The 22479-nt window shown below is 40.9% G+C and carries 22 protein-coding genes; all 22 read left to right on the top strand.

Annotation, left to right across the window (positions count from 1 at the left end):
* Window positions 1-104 precede the first annotated feature (104 nt).
* The 22 genes from lepB to AB986_RS05215 all read left to right on the top strand — a co-directional run bounded on the left by lepB (window position 105) and on the right by AB986_RS05215 (window position 22410).
* Window positions 105-668, top strand: coding sequence for a signal peptidase I (gene lepB, locus AB986_RS05320; protein WP_048309813.1), 564 nt, complete (start codon window positions 105-107; stop codon window positions 666-668).
* A 20-nt stretch (window positions 669-688) separates the two neighbouring features.
* Complete coding sequence (gene ylqF, locus AB986_RS05315) at window positions 689-1537, top strand: ribosome biogenesis GTPase YlqF (protein WP_048309812.1); 849 nt, start codon at window positions 689-691, stop codon at window positions 1535-1537.
* A 279-nt stretch (window positions 1538-1816) separates the two neighbouring features.
* Window positions 1817-2590 (top strand): ribonuclease HII, encoded by a 774-nt coding sequence (locus AB986_RS05310; RefSeq protein WP_048309811.1) that lies wholly within the window; start codon window positions 1817-1819, stop codon window positions 2588-2590.
* Window positions 2591-2649: 59 nt separating this feature from the next.
* A complete protein-coding gene (locus tag AB986_RS05305) occupies window positions 2650-2832 on the top strand; it encodes a hypothetical protein (protein WP_048309810.1) in 183 nt (60 codons plus the stop codon).
* Between the two features lie 211 nt (window positions 2833-3043).
* Window positions 3044-4204 carry an ADP-forming succinate--CoA ligase subunit beta gene (gene sucC / locus AB986_RS05300; protein ID WP_048309809.1) on the top strand — a complete coding sequence of 387 codons (1161 nt, stop codon included), beginning with the start codon at window positions 3044-3046 and terminating at the stop codon, window positions 4202-4204.
* 16 nt (window positions 4205-4220) lie between these two features.
* Window positions 4221-5129, top strand: a complete 909-nt coding sequence (gene sucD / locus AB986_RS05295) for a succinate--CoA ligase subunit alpha (protein WP_048309808.1) — start codon at window positions 4221-4223, stop codon at window positions 5127-5129.
* A gap of 86 nt (window positions 5130-5215) precedes the next feature.
* Window positions 5216-6112 (top strand): DNA-processing protein DprA, encoded by an 897-nt coding sequence (gene dprA, locus AB986_RS05290; protein ID WP_048309807.1) that lies wholly within the window; start codon window positions 5216-5218, stop codon window positions 6110-6112.
* Window positions 6113-6183: 71 nt separating this feature from the next.
* On the top strand, window positions 6184-8256 hold the full coding sequence (topA, locus tag AB986_RS05285) for a type I DNA topoisomerase (protein ID WP_048309806.1): 2073 nt from the start codon (window positions 6184-6186) through the stop codon (window positions 8254-8256).
* A gap of 15 nt (window positions 8257-8271) precedes the next feature.
* On the top strand, window positions 8272-9576 hold the full coding sequence (gene trmFO, locus AB986_RS05280; protein WP_048309805.1) for an FADH(2)-oxidizing methylenetetrahydrofolate--tRNA-(uracil(54)-C(5))-methyltransferase TrmFO: 1305 nt from the start codon (window positions 8272-8274) through the stop codon (window positions 9574-9576).
* A 61-nt stretch (window positions 9577-9637) separates the two neighbouring features.
* Window positions 9638-10543 (top strand): tyrosine recombinase XerC, encoded by a 906-nt coding sequence (gene xerC, locus AB986_RS05275; protein ID WP_048309804.1) that lies wholly within the window; start codon window positions 9638-9640, stop codon window positions 10541-10543.
* Window positions 10544-10563: 20 nt separating this feature from the next.
* Window positions 10564-11103 (top strand): ATP-dependent protease subunit HslV, encoded by a 540-nt coding sequence (gene hslV / locus AB986_RS05270; RefSeq protein WP_048309803.1) that lies wholly within the window; start codon window positions 10564-10566, stop codon window positions 11101-11103.
* A gap of 31 nt (window positions 11104-11134) precedes the next feature.
* Entirely contained in the window at window positions 11135-12529 is a 1395-nt protein-coding gene (gene hslU, locus AB986_RS05265) for an ATP-dependent protease ATPase subunit HslU (RefSeq protein WP_048309802.1), read from the top strand.
* A 21-nt stretch (window positions 12530-12550) separates the two neighbouring features.
* Window positions 12551-13327, top strand: a complete 777-nt coding sequence (codY, locus tag AB986_RS05260; RefSeq protein WP_048309801.1) for a GTP-sensing pleiotropic transcriptional regulator CodY — start codon at window positions 12551-12553, stop codon at window positions 13325-13327.
* Between the two features lie 220 nt (window positions 13328-13547).
* Entirely contained in the window at window positions 13548-14279 is a 732-nt protein-coding gene (gene rpsB, locus AB986_RS05255) for a 30S ribosomal protein S2 (protein ID WP_048309800.1), read from the top strand.
* A 100-nt stretch (window positions 14280-14379) separates the two neighbouring features.
* Entirely contained in the window at window positions 14380-15261 is an 882-nt protein-coding gene (tsf, locus tag AB986_RS05250; protein WP_048309799.1) for a translation elongation factor Ts, read from the top strand.
* Between the two features lie 72 nt (window positions 15262-15333).
* Complete coding sequence (pyrH, locus tag AB986_RS05245) at window positions 15334-16059, top strand: UMP kinase (RefSeq protein WP_048309798.1); 726 nt, start codon at window positions 15334-15336, stop codon at window positions 16057-16059.
* A 2-nt stretch (window positions 16060-16061) separates the two neighbouring features.
* Window positions 16062-16619 (top strand): ribosome recycling factor, encoded by a 558-nt coding sequence (gene frr / locus AB986_RS05240; protein WP_048309797.1) that lies wholly within the window; start codon window positions 16062-16064, stop codon window positions 16617-16619.
* Window positions 16620-16710: 91 nt separating this feature from the next.
* Window positions 16711-17478 (top strand): undecaprenyl pyrophosphate synthase, encoded by a 768-nt coding sequence (gene uppS, locus AB986_RS05235; protein ID WP_048309796.1) that lies wholly within the window; start codon window positions 16711-16713, stop codon window positions 17476-17478.
* Between the two features lie 21 nt (window positions 17479-17499).
* Window positions 17500-18306, top strand: a complete 807-nt coding sequence (locus AB986_RS05230) for a phosphatidate cytidylyltransferase (protein ID WP_048309795.1) — start codon at window positions 17500-17502, stop codon at window positions 18304-18306.
* 28 nt (window positions 18307-18334) lie between these two features.
* Window positions 18335-19483, top strand: coding sequence for a 1-deoxy-D-xylulose-5-phosphate reductoisomerase (locus AB986_RS05225; RefSeq protein ID WP_048309794.1), 1149 nt, complete (start codon window positions 18335-18337; stop codon window positions 19481-19483).
* 15 nt (window positions 19484-19498) lie between these two features.
* The gene (gene rseP, locus AB986_RS05220) at window positions 19499-20752 is read left to right on the top strand and encodes an RIP metalloprotease RseP (protein WP_048309793.1); all 1254 of its coding nucleotides are present in this window, start codon (window positions 19499-19501) and stop codon (window positions 20750-20752) included.
* Window positions 20753-20793: 41 nt separating this feature from the next.
* On the top strand, window positions 20794-22410 hold the full coding sequence (locus AB986_RS05215; protein ID WP_048309792.1) for a proline--tRNA ligase: 1617 nt from the start codon (window positions 20794-20796) through the stop codon (window positions 22408-22410).
* The last annotated feature ends 69 nt before the right edge of the window (window positions 22411-22479 follow it).

The raw sequence follows: 22479 nt of genomic DNA, 5'->3' as shown, positions 1-22479 counted from the left end.
GAAATTAAAAACACATTATGGTAGAATATAGCGGTACATACAGGTTTCTTAGCGTATGTTTATGGGGAATTAATAGTCAAAAAGACCTTGTAGGAGGAACGAGCATGAATAGCTCTAAATCAGCTGAGAAAAAAGACTCATGGGAATGGATCCGTGCTCTTGTCATTGCTTTTATCCTAGCAGGAGCCGTACGCTATTTTATTTTCGCTCCAATTGTAGTAGATGGTGAAAGCATGATGCCAACGCTTCAGGACCGTGATCGAATGATTGTAAATAAGATTAGTTATAATATAGGTGATGCTGAGCGTTTTGATATTGTCGTTTTCGAAGCGCCGGAAGGTAAAGATTATATTAAACGAGTAATTGGCCTACCAGGTGATACGGTTGAATACAAAGAAGATACTCTTTATGTAAATGGTGAACCAATTGAAGAACCGTACCTTGAATCGTTCAAGAACGATTTGCTAGATGGGAACTTAACATACGATTTCGACTTATCAGGAGTAACAGGTCAAACAACAGTTCCTGAGGGGCAACTTTTCGTAATGGGAGACAATCGTCAGCACAGTAAGGATAGTCGTTCAATTGGATTCGTTCCAATAGAAAAAGTAGTAGGAGAAGCGAACGTAGTCTTCTGGCCTCTAAATGATATTCAAGTAATGGAATAGAAAGAATAGGGTGAGATAGTATGACGATTCAATGGTTTCCTGGACATATGGCAAAAGCACGCCGGGAGATTACCGAAAAGCTTAAGATGATAGATGTTGTAATTGAACTAGTTGACGCAAGAATTCCTCTTGCTTCGCGTAATCCGATGATTGACGAAATAGTTTCATCTAAACCAAGATTAATCTTGCTTAACAAAGCAGATATGGCCGATGATCAGAAAACAAATGAGTGGAAGCACTACTTTCAGTCGCTTGGCCATAAAGCACTGCCGATCGATTCGCAAACAGGTAAAGGTGTGAAAGCCATCCCGGGTGCTGCTAGAGAGCTTATGAGTGATAAGATTGATCGTATGATTGAGAAGGGGATGAAACCCCGTGCTGTACGAGCTCTTATTCTTGGTATTCCAAACGTAGGTAAATCAACACTCATTAATCGACTTGCGGGTAAAAAGATTGCCAAAACAGGCGATCGACCTGGTATTACAAAAAAACAACAGTGGATTAAAGTTGGCGATGAAATGGATCTTCTTGATACACCAGGGATTTTGTGGCCGAAATTTGAAGATCAGCAAACAGGATATAAGCTGGCCGCTACAGGCGCGATCAAGGATGAAATTCTAGATTTTCAGGATATTTCTGTTTTCGTTCTTAAATTTCTAAGCATTCATTATCCAGATCGATTAATGGATCGATACAAGCTTGAGTCAATTCCTGAAGATGTTGTTGAACTATTTGATGAAATAGGCAAAAAACGCGGCTTTTTAATGAGCGGAGGCTGGATTGATTACGACAAAACAGCTGAAACTGTTCTTCGAGAGCTACGAAGTGGGAAACTTGGCGACGTAACGCTAGAAACGCCCGAAAGGTAAGGCCAACAGTGCCTTGCCTTTTTTATTGGTTGTTTTCGTAAACATTGTTGCTATAGCGAGTTAATTTCCACTCAAGTCTGCTTGCTTTCCGCGGGGCGGGACGCTTGAGCCTCGTCACCGCTAACGCTCCTGTGGGGTCTTACCTGTCCCGCTAGTCCTGCAGGAGTAGAGTATCTTTCCGATTCAATTATCCAGGTGTGGTGTTTGTTCAATAATTGTTTCAAAAGCAACAACCTTTTAGAAAAGAGCCTAATATAAAGAGAAGAAAGAGGGAGACGATTGAAAGAAAACTGGTCAATTAAAGAAATAAGAGAAAAAATGAAGAAAGGATATTCAGAAGAGGAATGGGAAGCGTTTAAGAAGGATAAACGTAAAGGGGTAGAGCAGCTAGTTGCGAGAGAGAATAAGAAAAAGCAAGAAAAGCAGAAACTGATTGATATGAATGTCGATATGAGCGTGTTTGAAGCCCGTTATAGAGGCGATGGATATAAATCAATAGCGGGAGTCGATGAGGTGGGTAGAGGACCTCTAGCGGGTCCTGTTGTTGCTTCAGCCGTTATATTAAATCCTGACGTAACTATCCTTGGTTTACAAGATTCCAAAAAACTTTCCGCACGGAAACTCGATGAGCTGTTTGAAGAAATTCAGGAGCATGCTATTGCAATCAGTGTGGGTGTAATGAGTGCAAGCGAAATTGATGAGCTAAACATATACCAAGCAACAAAACAAGCGATGCAAAAAGCGGTTGAAGGTTTAAATGTGCAAGCGGATTTGCTACTAGTAGATGCGATGCAATTGCCGGTTCCAACGAAACAAGTATCATTAATTAAAGGGGATGCAAGAAGTGTTAGCATTGCTGCAGCATCAATAGTTGCAAAGGTTACGCGAGACCGAATGATGACAAAATTAGCAGACAAATACCCTTATTATGGATTCAATCGTCATGTTGGATATGGAACGAAAGAGCATTTAGCAGCCTTAGACGAACACGGTGTAACTGAAGTTCACCGCAAGTCTTTTGCACCAGTACGAGAACGTCTTGGCATGCTTTAGTATGATTGTTGCGAAATAGATGATACTATACCTATTCCAGAAAGAAGGAGCAATCATCAGTGAATGATCCAGGACATCCAGAAAAAAATAATTCGTTTTATGAAGAAGCAAGCGAAGAGTTTGGTGTTTACACACCAGCTGCAGCAAGAGAACTTTCTATCACAGATCACCAAAAGAGAGAGCAACAGGAAGGTTCACAACCGAAAAAGTCAGGTAGAGATGAACAGGAAGACGGGAGATAACCCGTCTTCCTGTTCTTTTAACGAAATTGGTACACCGGAGTTGTTATTGAGACTTAAAGAAGTTTTTTACCCAATCATTAAAGCGCTTCCAATACTTTACTGTAATAAAAGATGAGTGACTTTTTGCAAAAGGGTAGACAATCGGTGTGAATATTCTATACAATGAAAACGTCGTCAAAGATTTGATTGACTAGGATAGGAGGATGAGAGAATGAATATCCATGAATATCAAGGAAAAGAAGTCCTAAGAAGCTACGGGGTATCAGTCCCTAACGGACAAGTCGCATACTCCGCAAAGGAAGCTGTGGACGTTGCAAAGCAATTAGAAAGCAGTGTTTACGTTGTGAAAGCTCAAATCCACGCAGGTGGTCGAGGAAAAGCTGGCGGTGTTAAGATTGCCAAGAACCTTGATGAAGTTCGTACATATGCCGAGGAAATTCTCGGAAAAACGTTAGTTACTCATCAAACGGGACCAGAAGGTAAGGAAGTAAAGCGCTTACTTATCGAAGAAGGTTGCGATATTGACAAAGAATATTACGTTGGTCTTGTACTTGACCGCGTCACTTCACGAGTTGTCATGATGGCATCTGAAGAAGGCGGTACTGAAATTGAAGAAGTAGCTGAGCATAGTCCTGAGAAGATCTTCAAAGAAGTAATCGATCCTGCAGTTGGCCTTCAAGGTTATCAAGCTAGAAGACTAGCTTTCAATATGAATATCCCGAAGAAACAAGTAAACAAAGCAGTGAAATTCATGCTTGGTTTATATAAAGTATTTATCGAGAAAGATGCATCCATTGCAGAGATTAATCCACTTGTTACAACTGGTGACGGCAATGTAATGGCGCTTGATGCAAAGTTAAACTTTGATCCGAATGCACTTTATCGTCACAAAGATATCCAAGAACTTCGTGACCTTGATGAAGAAGATGCGAAGGAAATTGAAGCTTCTAAATATGAACTAAGCTACATTGCTCTTGAAGGTAACATTGGTTGCATGGTTAACGGTGCTGGCCTTGCTATGGCAACAATGGATATTATCAAGCATTATGGCGGCGATCCCGCTAACTTCCTTGACGTTGGGGGCGGTGCGACTGCTGAGAAGGTTACTGAAGCCTTCAAAATTATCCTCTCCGACAAGAACGTTAAAGGTATCTACGTTAACATTTTTGGTGGTATTATGAAGTGTGATGTAATCGCTGAAGGTGTAGTAGAAGCTACGAAACAAGTTGGACTAGAAATTCCACTTGTCGTGCGTCTTGAAGGTACAAATGTTGATCAAGGAAAGCAAATCCTGAAAGATTCAGGATTAAATATTACCGCTGCAGAGTCTATGGCTGACGGCGCGGAAAAAATTGTTTCATTAGTTAAGTAGAAAGGCGGGACTAGGAATGAGCGTATTCATTAATCAAGATACAAAAGTCATCGTTCAAGGGATTACTGGATCAGTTGGTTTATTTCATACACAGCAAATGCTTGAATATGGTACGAAGATTGTTGGTGGCGTAACGCCAGGAAAAGGCGGCACTGAAGTAGAAGGCGTTCCTGTATTCGATACAGTTGAACAAGCTGTTCAAAAAACTGGTGCAAATGCCTCAGTTATCTATGTTCCTCCTGCTTTTGCTGCAGATGCAATCATGGAAGCTGTTGACGCTGAGATGGACCTTGCTATTTGTATCACTGAGGGTATTCCGGTAATTGATATGGTTAAAGTAAGTCGTTATATGGAAGGAAAGAAAACACGTCTTGTTGGACCGAACTGTCCAGGTGTGATTACTCCTGAAGAATGTAAAATTGGCATCATGCCTGGATACATTCATAAGAAGGGTCACGTAGGTGTCGTTTCTCGTTCTGGTACGTTAACGTATGAAGCTGTTCATCAGCTTTCAGAAGCTGGAATTGGTCAGTCTACGGCTGTAGGTATCGGTGGAGATCCGGTTAACGGAACAAACTTCATCGACGTATTGAAAGCATTCAATGAAGATGACGATACGTATGCAGTCATTATGATTGGTGAAATTGGTGGTACTGCTGAAGAAGAAGCTGCTGAATGGGTTAAAGCAAACATGACAAAGCCTGTTGTTGGATTTATCGGAGGCCAAACGGCACCTCCAGGAAAGCGCATGGGTCATGCTGGTGCGATTATTTCTGGCGGTAAAGGTACAGCCGAAGAGAAGATTAAAACAATGGAGTCATGTGGGATTAAAGTCGCACCAACTCCTGCAGTTATGGGCGATACACTGATCTCTGTTCTAGAAAACAAAGGTTTACTTGAGAAGTGCACAACACATAAGGCTTAATGGTAATAGCTCCCGTTCGGGAGCTATTTCTCTTATACATAACAAATTGCTTTCAAAATTTTGTTTCTGATAGGAGAGATCACTGTTTGATAACGTTTAGAAGCCGGTTAATACAGTTGCATCAGTGTCAAGGTACGGACTGGAAGCTGCTTCAATCATTTCTCATATTTGACCCAACGCTTCAAAGCATATATGATATGTCTGCTGCTCAGTTAACGCGGTTTGGACTATCAAGTGGACAAGCCATTCTACTATATGAAGATCTTCATATAAGGAAGCCGTGGAGAATATCTCATGTTAAAGCAGGCGATATTAGAGCCATAACAAGATTTGATGAAGCATATCCTGAAAGGCTTTCTCATATTTATGATGCACCATGGGTGATTTATTGTTTAGGGAACACAAAGCTTCTGAGTGAGATAAAATCTTTAAGTGTTGTTGGTTCTCGGAATCATTCGCCAAATGCCGAAGCGATGATGAAACATATACTAACGCCAATTGTATCAAGTGGGTGGACGTTAGTCAGCGGTCTTGCCCTTGGCATTGATACATTTGCACACCAGCTTGCGCTTGATCATCGGACAGGAACAATAGCTGTTCTTGGTGGTGGATTCAAACATATCTATCCTAAAGAAAACCAATTGCTTGCTTCCATTATTGCTCAAAATGGTCTTCTTCTATCAGAGTACCCACCTAATCGTCGACCTGAAAAACACCAGTTTCCTGAGCGCAATCGGATTATAAGCGGATTATCTGCTGGGACACTGATTGTGGAAGCTAGAAAGCGAAGCGGATCGTTGATTACAGCTGATCAGGCGATGGAGCAGGGACGAGACGTATTTTGTTTACCTGGAAGAATGACAGATCTGCATGCAGAAGGGACTAATCGTCTCATTCAGCAAGGGGCAAAGCTTGTTATGGAAGCGAATGATATTTTGAACGAATTATCGAATATTCACGAAAATCAAACTAGCACTATTTGACAAACGAGTTTTGACTATTTAATAATAAGGAAGATTTTAAAATATACCTCAATGGGGGGAGGAAACGTATTGTGGCAGATTATCTAGTTATTGTTGAATCTCCCGCTAAAGCAAAAACAATTGAAAAATATTTAGGGAAGAAATATAAGGTGAAAGCCTCATTAGGTCACGTCATTGACCTGCCAAGAAGTCAGATGGGCGTTGATGTGGAGAATAACTATGCACCTAAATATATAACAATTCGCGGGAAAGGCCCTGTACTTAAAGAAATTAAAGATGCTGCTAAAAAAGCAAAGAAAGTCTATCTCGCAGCTGACCCCGATCGCGAAGGGGAAGCAATTGCGTGGCATCTCGCTCACAGTTTAAAAATTGATGAGCAAGCCGAGTGCAGAGTAGTATTTAATGAAATTACAAAAGACGCAGTAAAAGATGCGTTTAAACAGCCTAGACCGATTAATATGGATCTTGTTGATGCTCAGCAAGCGCGCCGTGTTCTTGATCGTCTCGTTGGTTACAACATAAGTCCTTTATTATGGAAGAAAGTGAAAAAAGGATTAAGTGCTGGTCGTGTTCAATCAGTAGCTGTTCGTCTCATCATTGAAAGAGAGAAAGAAATTCAAAACTTTGAAGCAGAAGAGTACTGGAAAATCAAAGCCTCTTTTGAAAAAGACGGGGAGCAATTTGAAGCTGGTTTCTATGGTGTAGATGGTAAGAAAGCTGAGCTCCACTCAAGAGAAGATGTGGATAATGTATTAAAACGCATCGAGGGAGATCAGTTCAACATACAATCGGTTCAAAAGAAAGAACGTAAGCGGAACCCTGCTAATCCATTTACAACGTCTTCTCTTCAACAAGAAGCAGCACGAAAATTAAATTTCCGTGCAAAGAAAACAATGATGTTAGCACAGCAGCTTTATGAAGGGATTGCGATCGGTAAACAGGGCACAGTTGGTTTAATTACGTATATGAGAACAGATTCAACAAGAATCTCTGAAACGGCAAAAGAGGAAGCAAAAGAATATATCGAAGGAAAGTACGGCGAGACATACTTATCTGGTAAAAAAACTGCTAAGAAACAATCTGGTAAATCTCAGGACGCCCATGAAGCTGTCCGTCCTACTTCCGTTATGCGTGATCCATCTGAAATGAAAGCGTACTTGAAACGAGATCAATTACGATTGTATAAATTGATTTGGGAACGCTTTGTTGCAAGTCAAATGGCACCTGCCATTATGGATACAATGAGCGTTGACCTTGAGAACAATGGTACGATTTTCCGTGCTACCGGTTCAAAGGTGAAATTCAAAGGATTTATGAAAGTGTATGTAGAAGGCAATGATGACAACAAAAAGGAAGAAGATAAGATGCTTCCTGATCTTGAAGAAGGTATGAATGTTGATTCATCAGAAATCGATCCTACTCAGCACTTTACACAGCCGCCACCAAGGTATTCAGAAGCTCGTCTTGTGAAAACGATGGAAGAGCTCGGTATTGGGCGCCCATCCACATATGCGCCTACGCTTGACACAATTCAGCGAAGAGGCTATGTTGCACTTGAGGATAAGAAGTTTGTCCCTACTGAGCTTGGAGAAATTGTCCTTGAGCTTATTCTAGAGTTTTTCCAGGACATTATTAATATCGAATTTACTGCTGGTCTTGAAAATGATCTTGACAAAATTGAAGATGGAGATGCAGAATGGATTTCTGTCATCAACGAGTTCTATCAAAATTTTGAGCAGAAATTAAAAGTTGCAGAAGAAGAAATGGAAGAAGTCGAGATCAAAGATGAGCCTGCTGGAGAAGATTGTGAGAAATGTGGTTCTCCAATGGTGATCAAGATGGGCCGTTATGGTAAATTCATGGCTTGCTCGAACTTCCCGGACTGCCGAAATACGAAACCAATCTTAAAAGAAGTTGGCGTTACTTGTCCTAAATGTAAAGAGGGTAACGTTGTTGAACGTAAAAGTAAGAAAAATCGTCTTTTCTACGGCTGTGATCGATTCCCAGAATGTGATTTCCTATCATGGGATAAGCCAATCAAACGACCATGTCCTAAATGTGGCGATTTGCTTGTGGAGAAGAAGACGAAGAAGAAAAAAGAAATCAAATGTGTAAACTGTGATTTCATCGAAGAAGAAAACTAGTAAGGAGTTTTAGCAATGAGTAATCATGTTACGGTTATAGGAGCCGGACTAGCTGGAAGTGAAGCTGCATGGCAACTGGCAAAAAGAGGCGTAGATGTTCACCTTTATGAGATGCGTCCTAAGAAACAAACGCCAGCTCATCATACTGATAAATTTGCCGAGCTTGTTTGTAGTAACTCGCTACGTGCAAATACACTAACAAATGCTGTTGGAGTATTGAAAGAAGAAATGCGTAAGATGGATTCAGTTATTATTAAATCTGCGGATGAATGTGCAGTTCCTGCTGGCGGTGCGCTAGCAGTCGATCGCCATGAATTCGCAGCTAAAGTAACTGAGAATGTGAAAAACCATCCGAATGTGACTGTTTTTTCTGAGGAATGCACAAAAATTCCCGATGGTCCAACAATTATTGCAACTGGACCTTTAACATCAAAGGACCTATCTGATCAATTAAAAGCGCTTAGCGGCGAAGAGTACTTATACTTCTATGATGCAGCGGCGCCAATTATTGAAACAGAAAGCATTGATATGAATAAGGTTTATAAAAAATCCCGTTACGATAAAGGGGAAGCAGCTTACTTAAACTGCCCAATGACAGAAGAAGAATTCAACACGTTTTATGAGGCGCTCATATCTGCTGAAACGGTTCCGCTTAAAGAATTTGAGAAGGAAATCTTCTTTGAAGGGTGTATGCCGATTGAGGTAATGGCTCAAAGAGGACAGAAAACTATGACGTTTGGTCCGCTTAAACCAGTTGGTCTTGAAGATCCTAGAACAGGAAAGCGTCCTTATGCTGTAGTTCAATTAAGACAAGATAATGCTTCAGGAACACTTTATAACATTGTTGGTTTCCAAACACATCTTAAATGGGGTCCGCAAAAAGAAGTAATCCGTCTTATACCAGGCCTTGAGAATGCAGATATTGTAAGATACGGTGTTATGCATCGAAACACGTTTATCAATTCTCCGAATCTATTGAAAGCAACATATCAGTATAAGGAGAGAGAGAACTTGTTTTTTGCTGGTCAAATGACAGGTGTTGAAGGGTATGTAGAATCTGCTGCTTCAGGATTAATTGCTGGGTTTAATGCAGCCCGCTTTATGAATAATGAAGAGCCTGTGGTCTTCCCGGAAGAAACAGCTCTTGGTAGCCTAGCAAATTATATTACGACGGCGAACCCTGATAACTTCCAGCCAATGAATGCGAACTTTGGATTATTTCCACCGCTCGAAACGCGAATTAAAAGTAAGAAAGAGCGCAATGAAACAATCGCTAATAGAGCGCTAGAAACAATTCAGAATTTTGTAAAAAGATTGTAAATTCCTATTGCTTAGGCTTCTAGATTGTGATACGATTTAGAAGCCTTTTGAGGTGATTACTATGAATAACAATCAGCAAGCTCATATTCAGTCATTTTCTGAATATCTTCAGATTGAAAAGAATTGTTCACCACATACGATCTCAGGTTACTTACAGGACATTGAACACTTTAAGTCTTTTATGAAGCAGCAGACTATCGATGTCCTTGCTGCTGTTTCTTATGTAGACGTTAGAATTTATTTAACGGAACTTCATGAGAGAGGCTATGCAAGGAAAACGGCTGCGAGAAAAATCTCGACGTTAAGAAGTTTGTATCGCTTTCTACTAAGGGAGAACATCGTACAGATCAACCCTTTTACAATGAGTTCACTGCCGAAGCAGGAAAAGCGGCTTCCGCAGTTTCTCTATGAGCAGGAATTGAGTCAGTTGTTTGAAGCGCCTGATTTGACTACACCACTAGGACAGAGAGATAAAGCACTGCTCGAAGTACTATATGCGTGTGGCATTCGTGTTAGTGAATGTGTAGCGCTTGATGTAGAAGATATTGATTTTGCGATTGGCACAATTTTTGTTACTGGTAAAGGGCGCAAAGAACGGTACGTACCAATTGGTAGTTTTGCTATAGATGCAATCAAAGAGTATATTAACGGTGGGCGTTCCGACCTCCTTTCGTCAGCAAAGGAACCTACAAAGGCTTTGTTTTTGAACTTTAGAGGTGCTAGAGTAACAGCAAGAGGTGTCCGCACAATCCTTGATAAGATTGTAAAAGACGCTTCATTGCATGTACATATAAGCCCGCATGTGATGAGACACACATTCGCAACACATTTGCTGAATGAAGGAGCCGACTTACGTTCGGTTCAGGAACTTTTAGGGCATTCGAATCTTTCGAGCACGCAAATTTATACGCATGTCACAGGTGATCGATTGAAAACGATATACATGAACCATCACCCAAGAGCATAATTGCTCGGGAGGAGGAACTTATGGGAGACTTTCATTCAACAACGATTTTTGCAGTACGGCATAACGGTGAATGTGCAATGGCAGGAGATGGCCAGGTAACATTCGGGAATGCTGTCGTAATGAAACATACAGCTAAAAAAGTTAGACGACTTTTCCATGGCAAAGTAATTGCAGGTTTTGCAGGGTCAGTAGCAGATGCTTTCACCCTTTTTGAGAAGTTTGAAAGCAAGCTTGAAGAATATGGTGGTAACCTTCAAAGAGCTGCGGTAGAACTCGCTAAAGAATGGCGAAGCGACCGAGTGCTCAGAAAGTTAGAAGCTATGCTTATTGTGATGAATAAAGATGAACTACTCCTTATTTCTGGAACAGGTGAAGTAATTGAACCTGATGACGGCATCCTTTCCATTGGGTCAGGCTCTAATTATGCGCTTTCGGCAGGCAGAGCACTTAAACGATACAGCGAGAATAAAAGTGCGGAAGAGATTGCGCGAGCATCTATGGAAATAGCTTCAGAAATTTGTGTTTATACAAACGATCAGATTATCGTAGAAACCATTTAGTATCAAAACTGTATCTTTTGGAGGAGATCGTATGTCTAATCCATTAACACCAAGACAAATTGTTGAAAAACTTGATCAGTATATCGTTGGTCAGAATGATGCCAAGAAAGCTGTAGCGGTTGCACTAAGGAATCGATATCGCCGTGGTCTATTAAGCGATAAACTGAAAGATGAAGTAAATCCGAAGAACATCTTAATGATTGGTCCTACTGGCGTAGGGAAAACAGAAATCGCAAGACGATTGGCTAAACTTGTGAATGCTCCTTTCATTAAAGTAGAAGCAACGAAATTTACTGAAGTAGGGTATGTCGGACGAGACGTTGAATCAATGGTTCGTGATCTTGTGGAGACATCAATCAGACTTGTCAAAGAAGACCGAATGGAACAGGTGAAGGGCAAAGCGGAGGAAAATGCAAACAAGCGTATTGTAGAACTACTTGTACCTTCTAGTAAAAAGCAAACGCAATACAAGAATCCGCTTGAAATGTTATTTGGTAACCAGGGCCAAGAGGAGTCTAACTCCCAGACCACTTCAGATGATCAATCGATCGCTTCAAGAAGAAAGCAAATGGCACAGCAACTTGCTCTTGGAGAACTTGAAGATCGTATGATTACAGTTGAAGTTGAGGAACAAAATAATTCAATGATGGATATGTTCCAAGGCGCTGGCATGGAACAGATGGGTATGAACATGCAGGATATGCTTGGCAATTTCATGCCTAAGAAAAAGAAGAAGCGTAAGTTACCAGTTTCTGAGGCACGAAAAGTCTTAACTCAGGATGAAGCTGCTAAACTGGTGGATATGGATGAAGTAGCGCAGGATGCTGTTTCAAAAACGGAACAATCGGGAATCATTTTCATTGATGAAATCGATAAAGTTGCAGGAAAGAGCCAGCAATCTGCAGATGTTTCTAGGGAAGGCGTTCAAAGAGACATTCTACCAATCGTAGAAGGATCAACTGTAACAACGAAGTATGGTCCAGTGAAAACAGACCACATCTTGTTCATGGCAGCTGGCGCATTCCACATGTCTAAACCGTCTGATTTAATTCCGGAGCTCCAAGGGAGATTTCCGATTCGCGTTGAGCTTAATAGCTTAAACATAGATGACTTTAAACGCATTTTAACAGAGCCTGATAATGCACTTGTGAAGCAGTATACAGCGCTGTTAGAAACAGAAGGTATAAAAGTTGAATTTTCAGACGATGCTATTCATAAAATTGCTACAATTGCCACGGAAGTAAATCAAGATACTGACAATATCGGTGCACGTAGACTTCATACAATTCTAGAAAAACTTCTAGAAGATCTCTCGTTCGAAGCGCCGGATATTAATCTTGAAAGCATTACAATTACACCAGAGTATGTTGAGGAGAAGCTAGCTTCAATCGCGAAGAACCGTGACCTCAGCCAGTTCATCTTATAACACTTGCAGGAGGAAAAAACTATGGATTTACTTGAAAAAACAAGAAAAATTAATGGAATGCTACAGAAATCAGAAGGACCAGTTAACTTTACAGATATGGCGGAGACGCTTCGTGACGTTATCATGGCAAATGTTTATGTCGTTAGCCGTAGAGGGAAGCTACTTGGAATCGCGATCAATCAAGAAATCGAGAACGAGCGCATGAAAAAGATGTTCTCTGAGCGTCAATTTCCTGAAGAGTATACACAAAACCTTTTCAACATTAATGAAACGTCTTCTAACCTCGATATTTCGAGTGAGTACACAGCGTTTCCAGTAGAGAACCGTGACCTATTTGAAAAAGGTCTTACAACAATTGTACCAATCGTTGGTGGCGGCAGCCGTCTAGGTACACTGATTCTTTCTCGTTTAAGCGATTCTTTCTCAAATGATGACTTATTGCTAGCGGAGTATGGTGCTACAGTAGTAGGTATGGAAATTCTACATGAGAAAGCAGAAGAAATTGAAGAAGAAGCAAGAAATAAAGCTGTTGTTCAAATGGCGATTTCTTCTCTTTCTTACAGTGAGCTTGAAGCAATTGAGCACATCTTCGAAGAACTTGAAGGCAATGAAGGGCTTCTAGTTGCTAGTAAAATCGCTGATCGTGTAGGGATTACTCGTTCAGTTATCGTGAATGCACTTCGTAAGTTAGAGAGTGCCGGCGTTATTGAGTCACGCTCACTAGGTATGAAAGGGACGTATATTAAAGTCCTTAATGATAAATTCTTGGTGGAGCTATCAAAACTTAAAACACAATAACACTAACGCTCCGGTTTAACCGGAGCGTTTTTATGTCTCTAATACTATAGGTACTTGTGGATTTTGTAATTTAAACTTGCGGCATTAAATTCTATATGTTATATTAATCAACGGTGTTAATCACACACGCTTGTTGATTTGGGAAGTGGTGCTGCGACTGCAGTTTTTCTCGGATACGATGCAAGCGGAGGCTAAAAAAACCATTAGGAGGAACACAATCATGGCAGTAATCTCTATGAAACAGCTTCTTGAAGCTGGGGTACACTTCGGTCACCAGACTCGTCGTTGGAACCCGAAAATGAAACCTTACATCTTCACTGAAAGAAACGGTATCTACATTATCGATCTTCAAAAAACAGTGAAGAAAGTCGAAGAGGCTTATAACTTCGTTCGTGACATCGCTCAGGACGGTGGTAAAGTTCTTTTCGTAGGTACAAAAAAGCAAGCGCAAGATTCCGTTAAGGATGAAGCAATCCGTGCTGGTCAATACTTCATCAACCAACGCTGGTTGGGTGGAACACTTACGAACTTTGAAACAATTCAAAAGCGTATTAACCGCCTGAAGAGTCTTGAGAAGATGCAAGAAGACGGCACTTTCGAAGTACTACCTAAGAAAGAAGTTATGCTTCTTAAAAAAGAAATGGATCGCCTTGAAAGATTCCTTGGTGGTATTAAAGATATGAACGGCGTTCCAGACGCATTGTTCGTAATCGACCCTCGTAAAGAGCGTATCGCTATTGCCGAGGCTCGTAAGCTTAATATCCCAATCGTTGCGATCGTGGATACAAACTGTGATCCAGATGAGATCGACTATATTATCCCTGGTAACGACGATGCAATCCGCGCTGTGAAACTTCTTACTGCTAAAATGGCTGACGCTATTATCGAAGTTAGCAAAGTAGAAGAAGAAGCAGAAGTTGAAGCGGTAGAAACTGAAGAAACATCTGTATAAGAACACAAAGGGGTGATAAAGGGGAACTCAAACCCCTTTATCACCTTTTTTTAACCCAAAAGGGTATGATTACATATCATAATTCAAGGAGGAATTACTAATGGCAGTAACAGCTCAAATGGTAAAAGAATTGCGCGCACAAACTGGTGCGGGTATGATGGATTGTAAAAAAGCTCTAACAGAAAACGACGGTGATATGGACAAAGCGATCGATTGGCTTCGTGAGAAAGGTATTTCTAAAGCAGCTAAAAAAGCTGACCGCGTAGCAGCAGAAGGTCTTGCAACAATCGCAGTTGAAGGAAACAAAGCAGTAATCGCTGAAATCAACTCTGAAACTGACTTCGTTGCAAAAAACGAGAGCTTCACTTCACTAATCAATGATATTTCTCAACACCTTCTTAAAGCTACTCCTGAGTCTGTTGACGCAGCTCTTGAAAGCAAAATGGAAAACGGACAAACAGTTACTGAATTCCTAAACGAAAAGATTGCTAAAATCGGTGAGAAAATCTCTCTTCGTCGCTTCCAAATCGTTGAGAAAACTGATGCAGACGCATTCGGTGCTTACCTTCACATGGGTGGACGTATTGGTGTTCTAACACTTCTTGAAGGAACAACAGACGAAGAAGTAGCAAAAGACGTAGCAATGCACACAGCTGCAGTTAACCCTCGTTTCGTATCTCGTGACGCTGTTCCAGCTGAAGAAGTTGAGCGCGAGCGCGAAGTACTTAAGCAACAAGCTCTTAATGAAGGAAAGCCTGAGAAAATTGTTGAGAAGATGGTAGAAGGTCGCATCAACAAGTTCTTCGAAGAAATCTCTCTTGTCGATCAGCCGTTTGTTAAAGACACTGATCAAAAAGTTGGAAAGTATGTTGAATCTAAAGGCGCTACTGTTAAAGGCTTTATCCGTTATGAAGTTGGAGAAGGCATGGAAAAGCGTGAAGACAACTTCGCCGATGAAGTTATGTCTCAAGTGAAGAAGTAAAACAATGATAGGGAACACGTTGTGTTCCCTATTTTTCAAGAACAAATAATGATTACATGCTGGAGGGTTAAAATGAGCGGAGCCAAGTATGAACGCGTTGTGTTAAAATTAAGCGGAGAAGCATTGTCTGGTGGAGAAGGTCAAGGTATTTCACCAACAATTGTTCAGTCTATTGCATCACAAGTGAAAGAAATTCATGAAATGGGTGTTGAAGTAGCCGTTGTTGTTGGTGGTGGAAACATCTGGCGTGGTAAAGTAGGCAGTGAGATGGGAATGGACCGAGCTACAGCTGATTATATGGGCATGCTTGCAACAGTTATGAACTCACTTGCAATGCAGGATAGCCTTGAAAGCATTGGGGTTGAAACGCGTGTTCAAACTTCAATTGAAATGAGGCAGGTAGCAGAACCTTACATCCGCCGTAAAGCAATTCGACACCTGGAGAAAAAACGCGTTGTTATTTTTGCTGCAGGAACGGGTAACCCTTACTTCTCAACAGATACGACGGCAGCACTTCGTGCGGCTGAAATTGAAGCTGACGTTATTTTGATGGCGAAGAATAACGTAGACGGAGTATACACAGCAGATCCATCAATCGATGCAACAGCGAAGAAGTATGATACGCTTTCATACCTTGATGTACTTAAGGAAGGTCTAGCAGTTATGGATTCCACTGCTTCTTCACTTTGTATGGATAATGATATCCCGCTCGTTGTCTTCTCAATTATGGAAGAAGGTAACATTAAACGTGCCGTTCAAGGCGAAGAAATCGGAACAGTTGTAAAAGGGAGAGATTAAGAATGCCAAAAGAAATTTTGAAAAATGCTGAAGAACGTATGCAGAACGGAATAACAAGCTTTAAGAAAGAGTTAGCTACATTAAGAGCTGGAAGAGCAAACGCTTCTCTTCTAGATAAAATTCAAGTAGACTACTACGGCGCACCAACTCCTGTTAACCAGCTTGCTGGTATTACAGTGCCGGAAGCTCGTATGCTTTTAATTCAACCATACGATAAGTCATCTGTAGGCGATATCGAGAAAGCAATCCTTAAATCAGATCTTGGCCTAACACCTTCAAACGATGGTAACGTGATTCGTCTTACAATTCCAGCTCTTACGGAAGAGCGTCGTAAAGATCTAGTGAAGCTCGTTAAGAAGTACGCTGAGGAAAGCAAGGTTGTTATCCGTAACATCCGTCGCGATGCTAATGATGATCTTAAGAAGAAAGAAAAAGATGGCGATATTACAGAGGACGAACTTCGTCGTGGCAATGATGATGTACAGAAGCTAACGGATAAATTTGTAGCTGAAGCGGATGCCATTGCAGCAGATAAAGAAAAAGAAATCATGGCAGTCTAATTCAATAACATGTAAAATAAGATAATAAAAGGACCCTCTTTTCCCACAGGGGGTTTTTTTGTTAAGTAAGCGACACAATGGAGGATTTGCAATGCTTGGGAAGTTCTCGAACTGGATGAGAAAGAATGAAGATGAGGAACATTTTGAAATAAACACATCTGCTAATATCCCAGGACATATTGCGATCATTATGGATGGCAATGGACGCTGGGCGAAGAAGCGAGGTCTCCCGCGTGTGGCTGGCCATCGTGAAGGTGTGAAAGTCGTTAAGAAGATTGTAAGAAAAGCTAACGATCTTGGGGTAAATTACCTAACGCTTTATGCCTTTTCAACAGAAAATTGGAAGCGGCCGAAAGAGGAAGTAGACTTTTTAATGAAACTCCCTGAACAGTTTCTGCTTAGTCATCTGCCAGAGTTAATCGAGCAGAATGTACAAGTTAGAATAATGGGAGAACGAGAGCAGCTACCCCCCCACACGTTCAAAGCCATTAGCAAGGCAGTTAAAGACACGAAAGACAATACCGGACTCATTCTTAATTTTGCGCTGAACTATGGAAGTCGACACGAAATGAAAATGGCGATGCAAAGGTTATTAAGTGACGTTAGAAAGGGGATACTGACTGAGGAAGATATTACTGAAGAGAGGATTTCTTCGTATTTACTCAGTAGTCAATACCCTGATCCTGACCTATTAATACGGACAAGCGGCGAAATTCGCTTAAGTAACTTTATGCTCTGGCAACTAGCTTATACTGAACTGTGGTTTACTGAAGTGCTGTGGCCAGATTTTACAGAACATCATTTTCTTGAGGCCGTACAGGAGTATCAGCGACGAGGAAGACGTTACGGTGGGGTGTAAGTGTAGGAGGACATTGACGTAATGAAACAACGTGTTATTACGGGTGTGATTTTTGGCGCCCTATTGTTAGGTATGATCATTTTAGGAGACTGGCCGTTCATTATTCTCATGGCACTTGTAGCTACAATTGGCATGATAGAACTGCTGTTAATGAAGAAAATTACTTTAGTTTCACTTCCAGGATTACTTGCCATTACAGGAACCTGGGTTCTAGTAATGCCTGATGCTTGGATTGCTTCTCTTACATCATCTGTCTTTACTAAAATTGATTTGTTATTCTTTGGTTTGCTCATTTTGCTAGCTATGACTGTTCTTACTAAGAACAAATATAGCTTTGATGAAAGTTCATTTATCATGATGGCATCCCTTTATGTTGGTCTAGGTTTCTATTATTTTACCGCCACCCGTTATTTAGGAGATACCGATTTGAGTGGTATGGTGCACCTGTTTTTTATCATTTTTCTAATTTGGGCATCTGATTCAGGTGCGTACTTTGTGGGACGCTCTTTAGGAAAGAAGAAACTTTGGCCCCATATATCTCCTAATAAGACGGTAGAAGGTGCAATCGGCGGAGTTGTGATGGCTTTAGTGGTAGGTGTTGTTTTTCAACTAATCTACCCTGTTTATGAATCAATGATTATTGTCATTGTCGTATCTGTTCTAACGTCTGTTTTTGGTCAGATTGGTGACCTCGTTGAATCTGCTTTTAAACGCCACTATGGTGTGAAAGATTCTGGCAGCATTTTACCTGGACACGGAGGGATCCTTGATCGATTTGATAGTCTTATTTTCGTTCTCCCCCTTCTTCATTTACTTAACTTAGTTTAAAACTAAGTGGATTGGAGGAACAGGTCGATTGAAGAAAATCAGCTTACTAGGAGCATCTGGTTCCATAGGAATCCAGACTCTTGATATTGTGAGAATGCACCCTGACTTGTTTTCCCTAGTTGCCGTTTCGGTAGGAAAAAACGTTGAAAAAGCCGTTGAAATTGTAGAAGAATTTCACCCAAAGTTACTATCGGTTCAGCATAGGGAAGATGCGGAATCACTAAGAAGAATTATTTCAAGAAAAACAAAGATTGTTTATGGCGAAGAAGGTTTGTTAGAAGTAGCCTGTCATCCTGATACAACAGTCCTTGTTAACGCCATTTTAGGTAGCATTGGTCTTTCGCCAACACTTTCTGCTATAGAACAAGGCAAAACCATCGCAATTGCTAACAAAGAAACACTCGTTACAGCAGGCCACTTAGTAACTGATGCTGCAAAGCGACATGGATCAGCATTAATTCCTGTAGACAGTGAACATTCAGCTCTTTTTCAATGCTTGAATGGAGAAAAGCAAGATCAAATGGAGCGGTTGATTTTAACAGCTTCTGGTGGTAGTTTTCGCGATAAAAAACGTGATGAGTTGGTAGGCGTAAGCGTTCATGATGCGCTAAATCATCCTAACTGGTCAATGGGAGCAAAAATTACAATTGATTCAGCAACGATGATGAATAAAGGCCTTGAAGTGATTGAAGCACATTGGTTATTTGGAACCCCATATGATCAGATTGATGTTCTTCTTCACAAAGAAAGTATTATCCACTCAATGGTAGAGTACATAGACGGTAGTGTTATGGCCCATCTAGGTACTCCGGATATGCGAATTCCGATTCAATATGCACTAAGCTATCCTGATCGACTTGAAATCAGAAATGCAAAACGGTTAAACTTATGGGAAGTTGGCAAGCTCCACTTTGAGAAAGTGGATTTCAACCGATTTCGTGCGTTAAAACTTGCCTACGAAGCCGGCCGAATTGGTGGTTCATTACCTGCTGTCCTTAATGCAGCGAATGAGACTGCTGTTGCAGCATTTCTCGAGGGTAAAATTGATTTCTTAACGATCGAAGAACTCGTAGAACAAGCGATGGAGAACCATACTAGCATTCAACATGCTTCGCTTGACGATATTCTTGAAATTGATTCAGAAACAAGATTGCGAGTTCAGTCATTAATTAAATAAAGGTGGTACGTGGGTATGAATACTGTGATTTCGATCATTATCATATTCGGAGCGCTTGTCTTTTTCCATGAATTGGGTCATTTGCTCCTAGCAAAGCGCGCAGGAATCCTGTGCCGAGAATTCGCAATAGGCTTCGGACCAAAGTTATTTACAATCAAGAAAGGCGAAACGGTTTATACAATTCGATTATTGCCTCTCGGTGGCTTTGTTCGCATGGCTGGAGAAGATCCGGAAATGATCGAACTGAAACCCGGACAGCGTGTCGGGCTTTTGTTCAATAACGCTAATAAAGTTGAGAAGATTGTTATCAATCAAAAATCAGCTTACACAAATTTAAAAGAAGTAACAGTAGAAGAAGCAGATTTAGAGCGCGGACTTTATATTAAAGGCTATGAAGGTGAAGATGAGCCAGCAGTGACGTATGAGATCGATGAAATTTCTCACTATGTGATGGATGGATCTGAATTTCAAATCGCACCAATTGATCGTCAGTTTGGTTCGAAGTCACTCTGGGATCGCTTCTTAGCTATTTTTGCTGGACCAGTCATGAACTTCTTATTGGCAATCGTTATTTTCATTGCTCTAGGCCTTTTACAAGGAACGCCAACAAACCAGGTTAGTGAGGTTGTTGAGGGCAGCCCGGCTGAACAAGCTGGAATGATGAATGGTGATGTCATTACTGAAATTAATGGCACTGAAATAACGAGCTGGGACAAAATGACGTCAATTATCCAAGATAATGCGAACAACCAGCTTGGATTTAAAGTGGATCGAGAAGGAGAAGCCGTTACGCTATCGATAACACCTGAGAAACAGGAGCTTACAGAAAATCAATCTGTTGGTAGAATTGGTGTTGCTCCTTCATATGAAGTGAATTTCTTAGATTCAATCGCATTTGGATTTACATCCACTATAGAATTCTCAAAAGCGATTTTTGTTGGTTTAGGGCAATTGGTTACAGGTCAGCTTTCGATTGATGCGTTCAGTGGGCCTGTTGGGATCTACAGTTATACAGAAGAAGCTGCATCTGGTGGATTTTATGTTCTAATGAGATGGGCAGCCTTCTTAAGTATTAACCTTGGTATCTTTAACTTGCTCCCGCTACCTGCACTCGACGGAGGAAGACTTCTGTTTATAGGTGTTGAAGCATTAAGAGGTAAGCCAATTGATCCACAAAAAGAAAGTCTTGTTCACTTTATAGGGTTTTCGTTCCTCATGTTACTCATGCTTGTCGTAACATGGAATGATATCCAACGCTTCTTTCTATAAGGAGCAAAACCCGTTTTGAAGAATGAAATGAGGTGCAGATTATGAAACAATCTAAATACTTTAATCCAACCCTTCGAGACAATCCAGCTGATGCAGAAATTAAAAGTCATCAGCTCCTTGTCCGAGCGGGTTTTATCCGTCAAAATGCGTCAGGCATTTATTCATATTTACCGCTTGGTAAAAAAGTATTATCAAAAATTGAACAAGTCATTAGAAAAGAGTTAGATGAAGCAGGGGCTCAAGAGTTGTTAATGCCTGCCATTCAGCCAGCTGAGCTTTGGCAAGAAACAGGTCGTTGGGACGTGTATGGTCCAGAATTAATGAGGCTAAAAGATCGTCACGGGCGTCCATTTGCCCTTGGTGCTACTCATGAGGAGCTTATAACAAGCCTTGTGCGAGATGAACTAAGTTCTTATAAACAATTACCTGTGACGCTGTATCAAATCCAGACGAAGTATCGTGATGAACGACGTCCTCGTTTTGGGTTGTTACGCGGAAGAGAGTTTATTATGAAGGATGCTTACTCTTTTCATTCTTCAGAAGAGCAGCTCGATGATGCATACAAACTTATGCACAAGACTTATAGCAAAATTTTCACTTCACTTGGACTGGACTTTAGGCCAGTCGTTGCGGATTCAGGTGCAATAGGTGGGAAAGATACAGAAGAGTTTATGGCTCTTTCCAGTGTAGGTGAAGATACAATTGCGTATAGCGACTCTTCTGACTACGCTGCTAATATTGAAATGGCAGAAGTTCACGTTCAATACGAGAAGTCGGATGAAGAAGAGTTACCATTTGCAAAAGGTGAGGTTGAAACGAGTTTAGATCATCAAATTCATACAACTGTTATGAAAGTTGAAGATGAAATGATTGCTGTCCTTGTAAGAGGGGATCATGAGCTAAACGAGATTAAGGTGAAAAACCTTTACGGTACGAATATGGTTGAGGTTCAGAACGAAGAAGTAGATTTAAAAGAGTTCAAGGGTACGGTTATTGCAGATACTGCAGTTAAGGCTATAGCGAATGGATCAATCATTGGTGCATATGCCTATCACAATGTAAATCCTGACCGTGACCTTTCTATTGAACGTTACGAAGATCTTCGCTTTATTCAAGAAGGAGATCCTTCACCAGATGGAAACGGTACAATCGTATTCGCTGAAGGTATTGAGATTGGACAAGTGTTCAAGCTCGGTCAAACGTATAGTGAAACGATGGGAGCCAAGTTCCTAGACGAAGGTGGTAAAGCTCAGCCACTAATCATGGGTTGTTATGGTATCGGTGTATCAAGAACGCTAGCTGCTATTGCGGAGCAAAATGCCGATGACAACGGTTTACGTTGGCCACTTGCTGTCACGCCGTATCACGTTCATCTTATTACGATTAATGTGAAGGATGCCGATCAAAGTGACTTATCTGATCGTCTTTATGACTCACTTAAAGATGAACATGACGTGCTCTACGATGATCGCAAAGAACGCGCTGGTGTGAAGTTTAAAGATGCTGATTTGATTGGATTACCATTACGCGTTGTTGTTGGTAAGAAAGCAAATGAAGGTATTGTAGAAGTAAAGCGCAGAGATACAGGGGAATCAATTGAAGTGCCTGTAGATAACTTGAACTCGACACTTCAGCAACTTTTAGAACAAATGAACTAAAATTGTGGATAGGTGCCAGTGGTACCTTCCACCTTTTTTTTTCGTTCATGTATTGGTTAAGAAGGAGGT

It is taken from the genome of Guptibacillus hwajinpoensis (assembly GCF_001039475.1).
GTDB classification, from domain to species: Bacteria; Bacillota; Bacilli; order Bacillales; family Guptibacillaceae; genus Guptibacillus; species Guptibacillus hwajinpoensis.
This window is presented reverse-complemented; position numbering and strand designations above follow the sequence as displayed.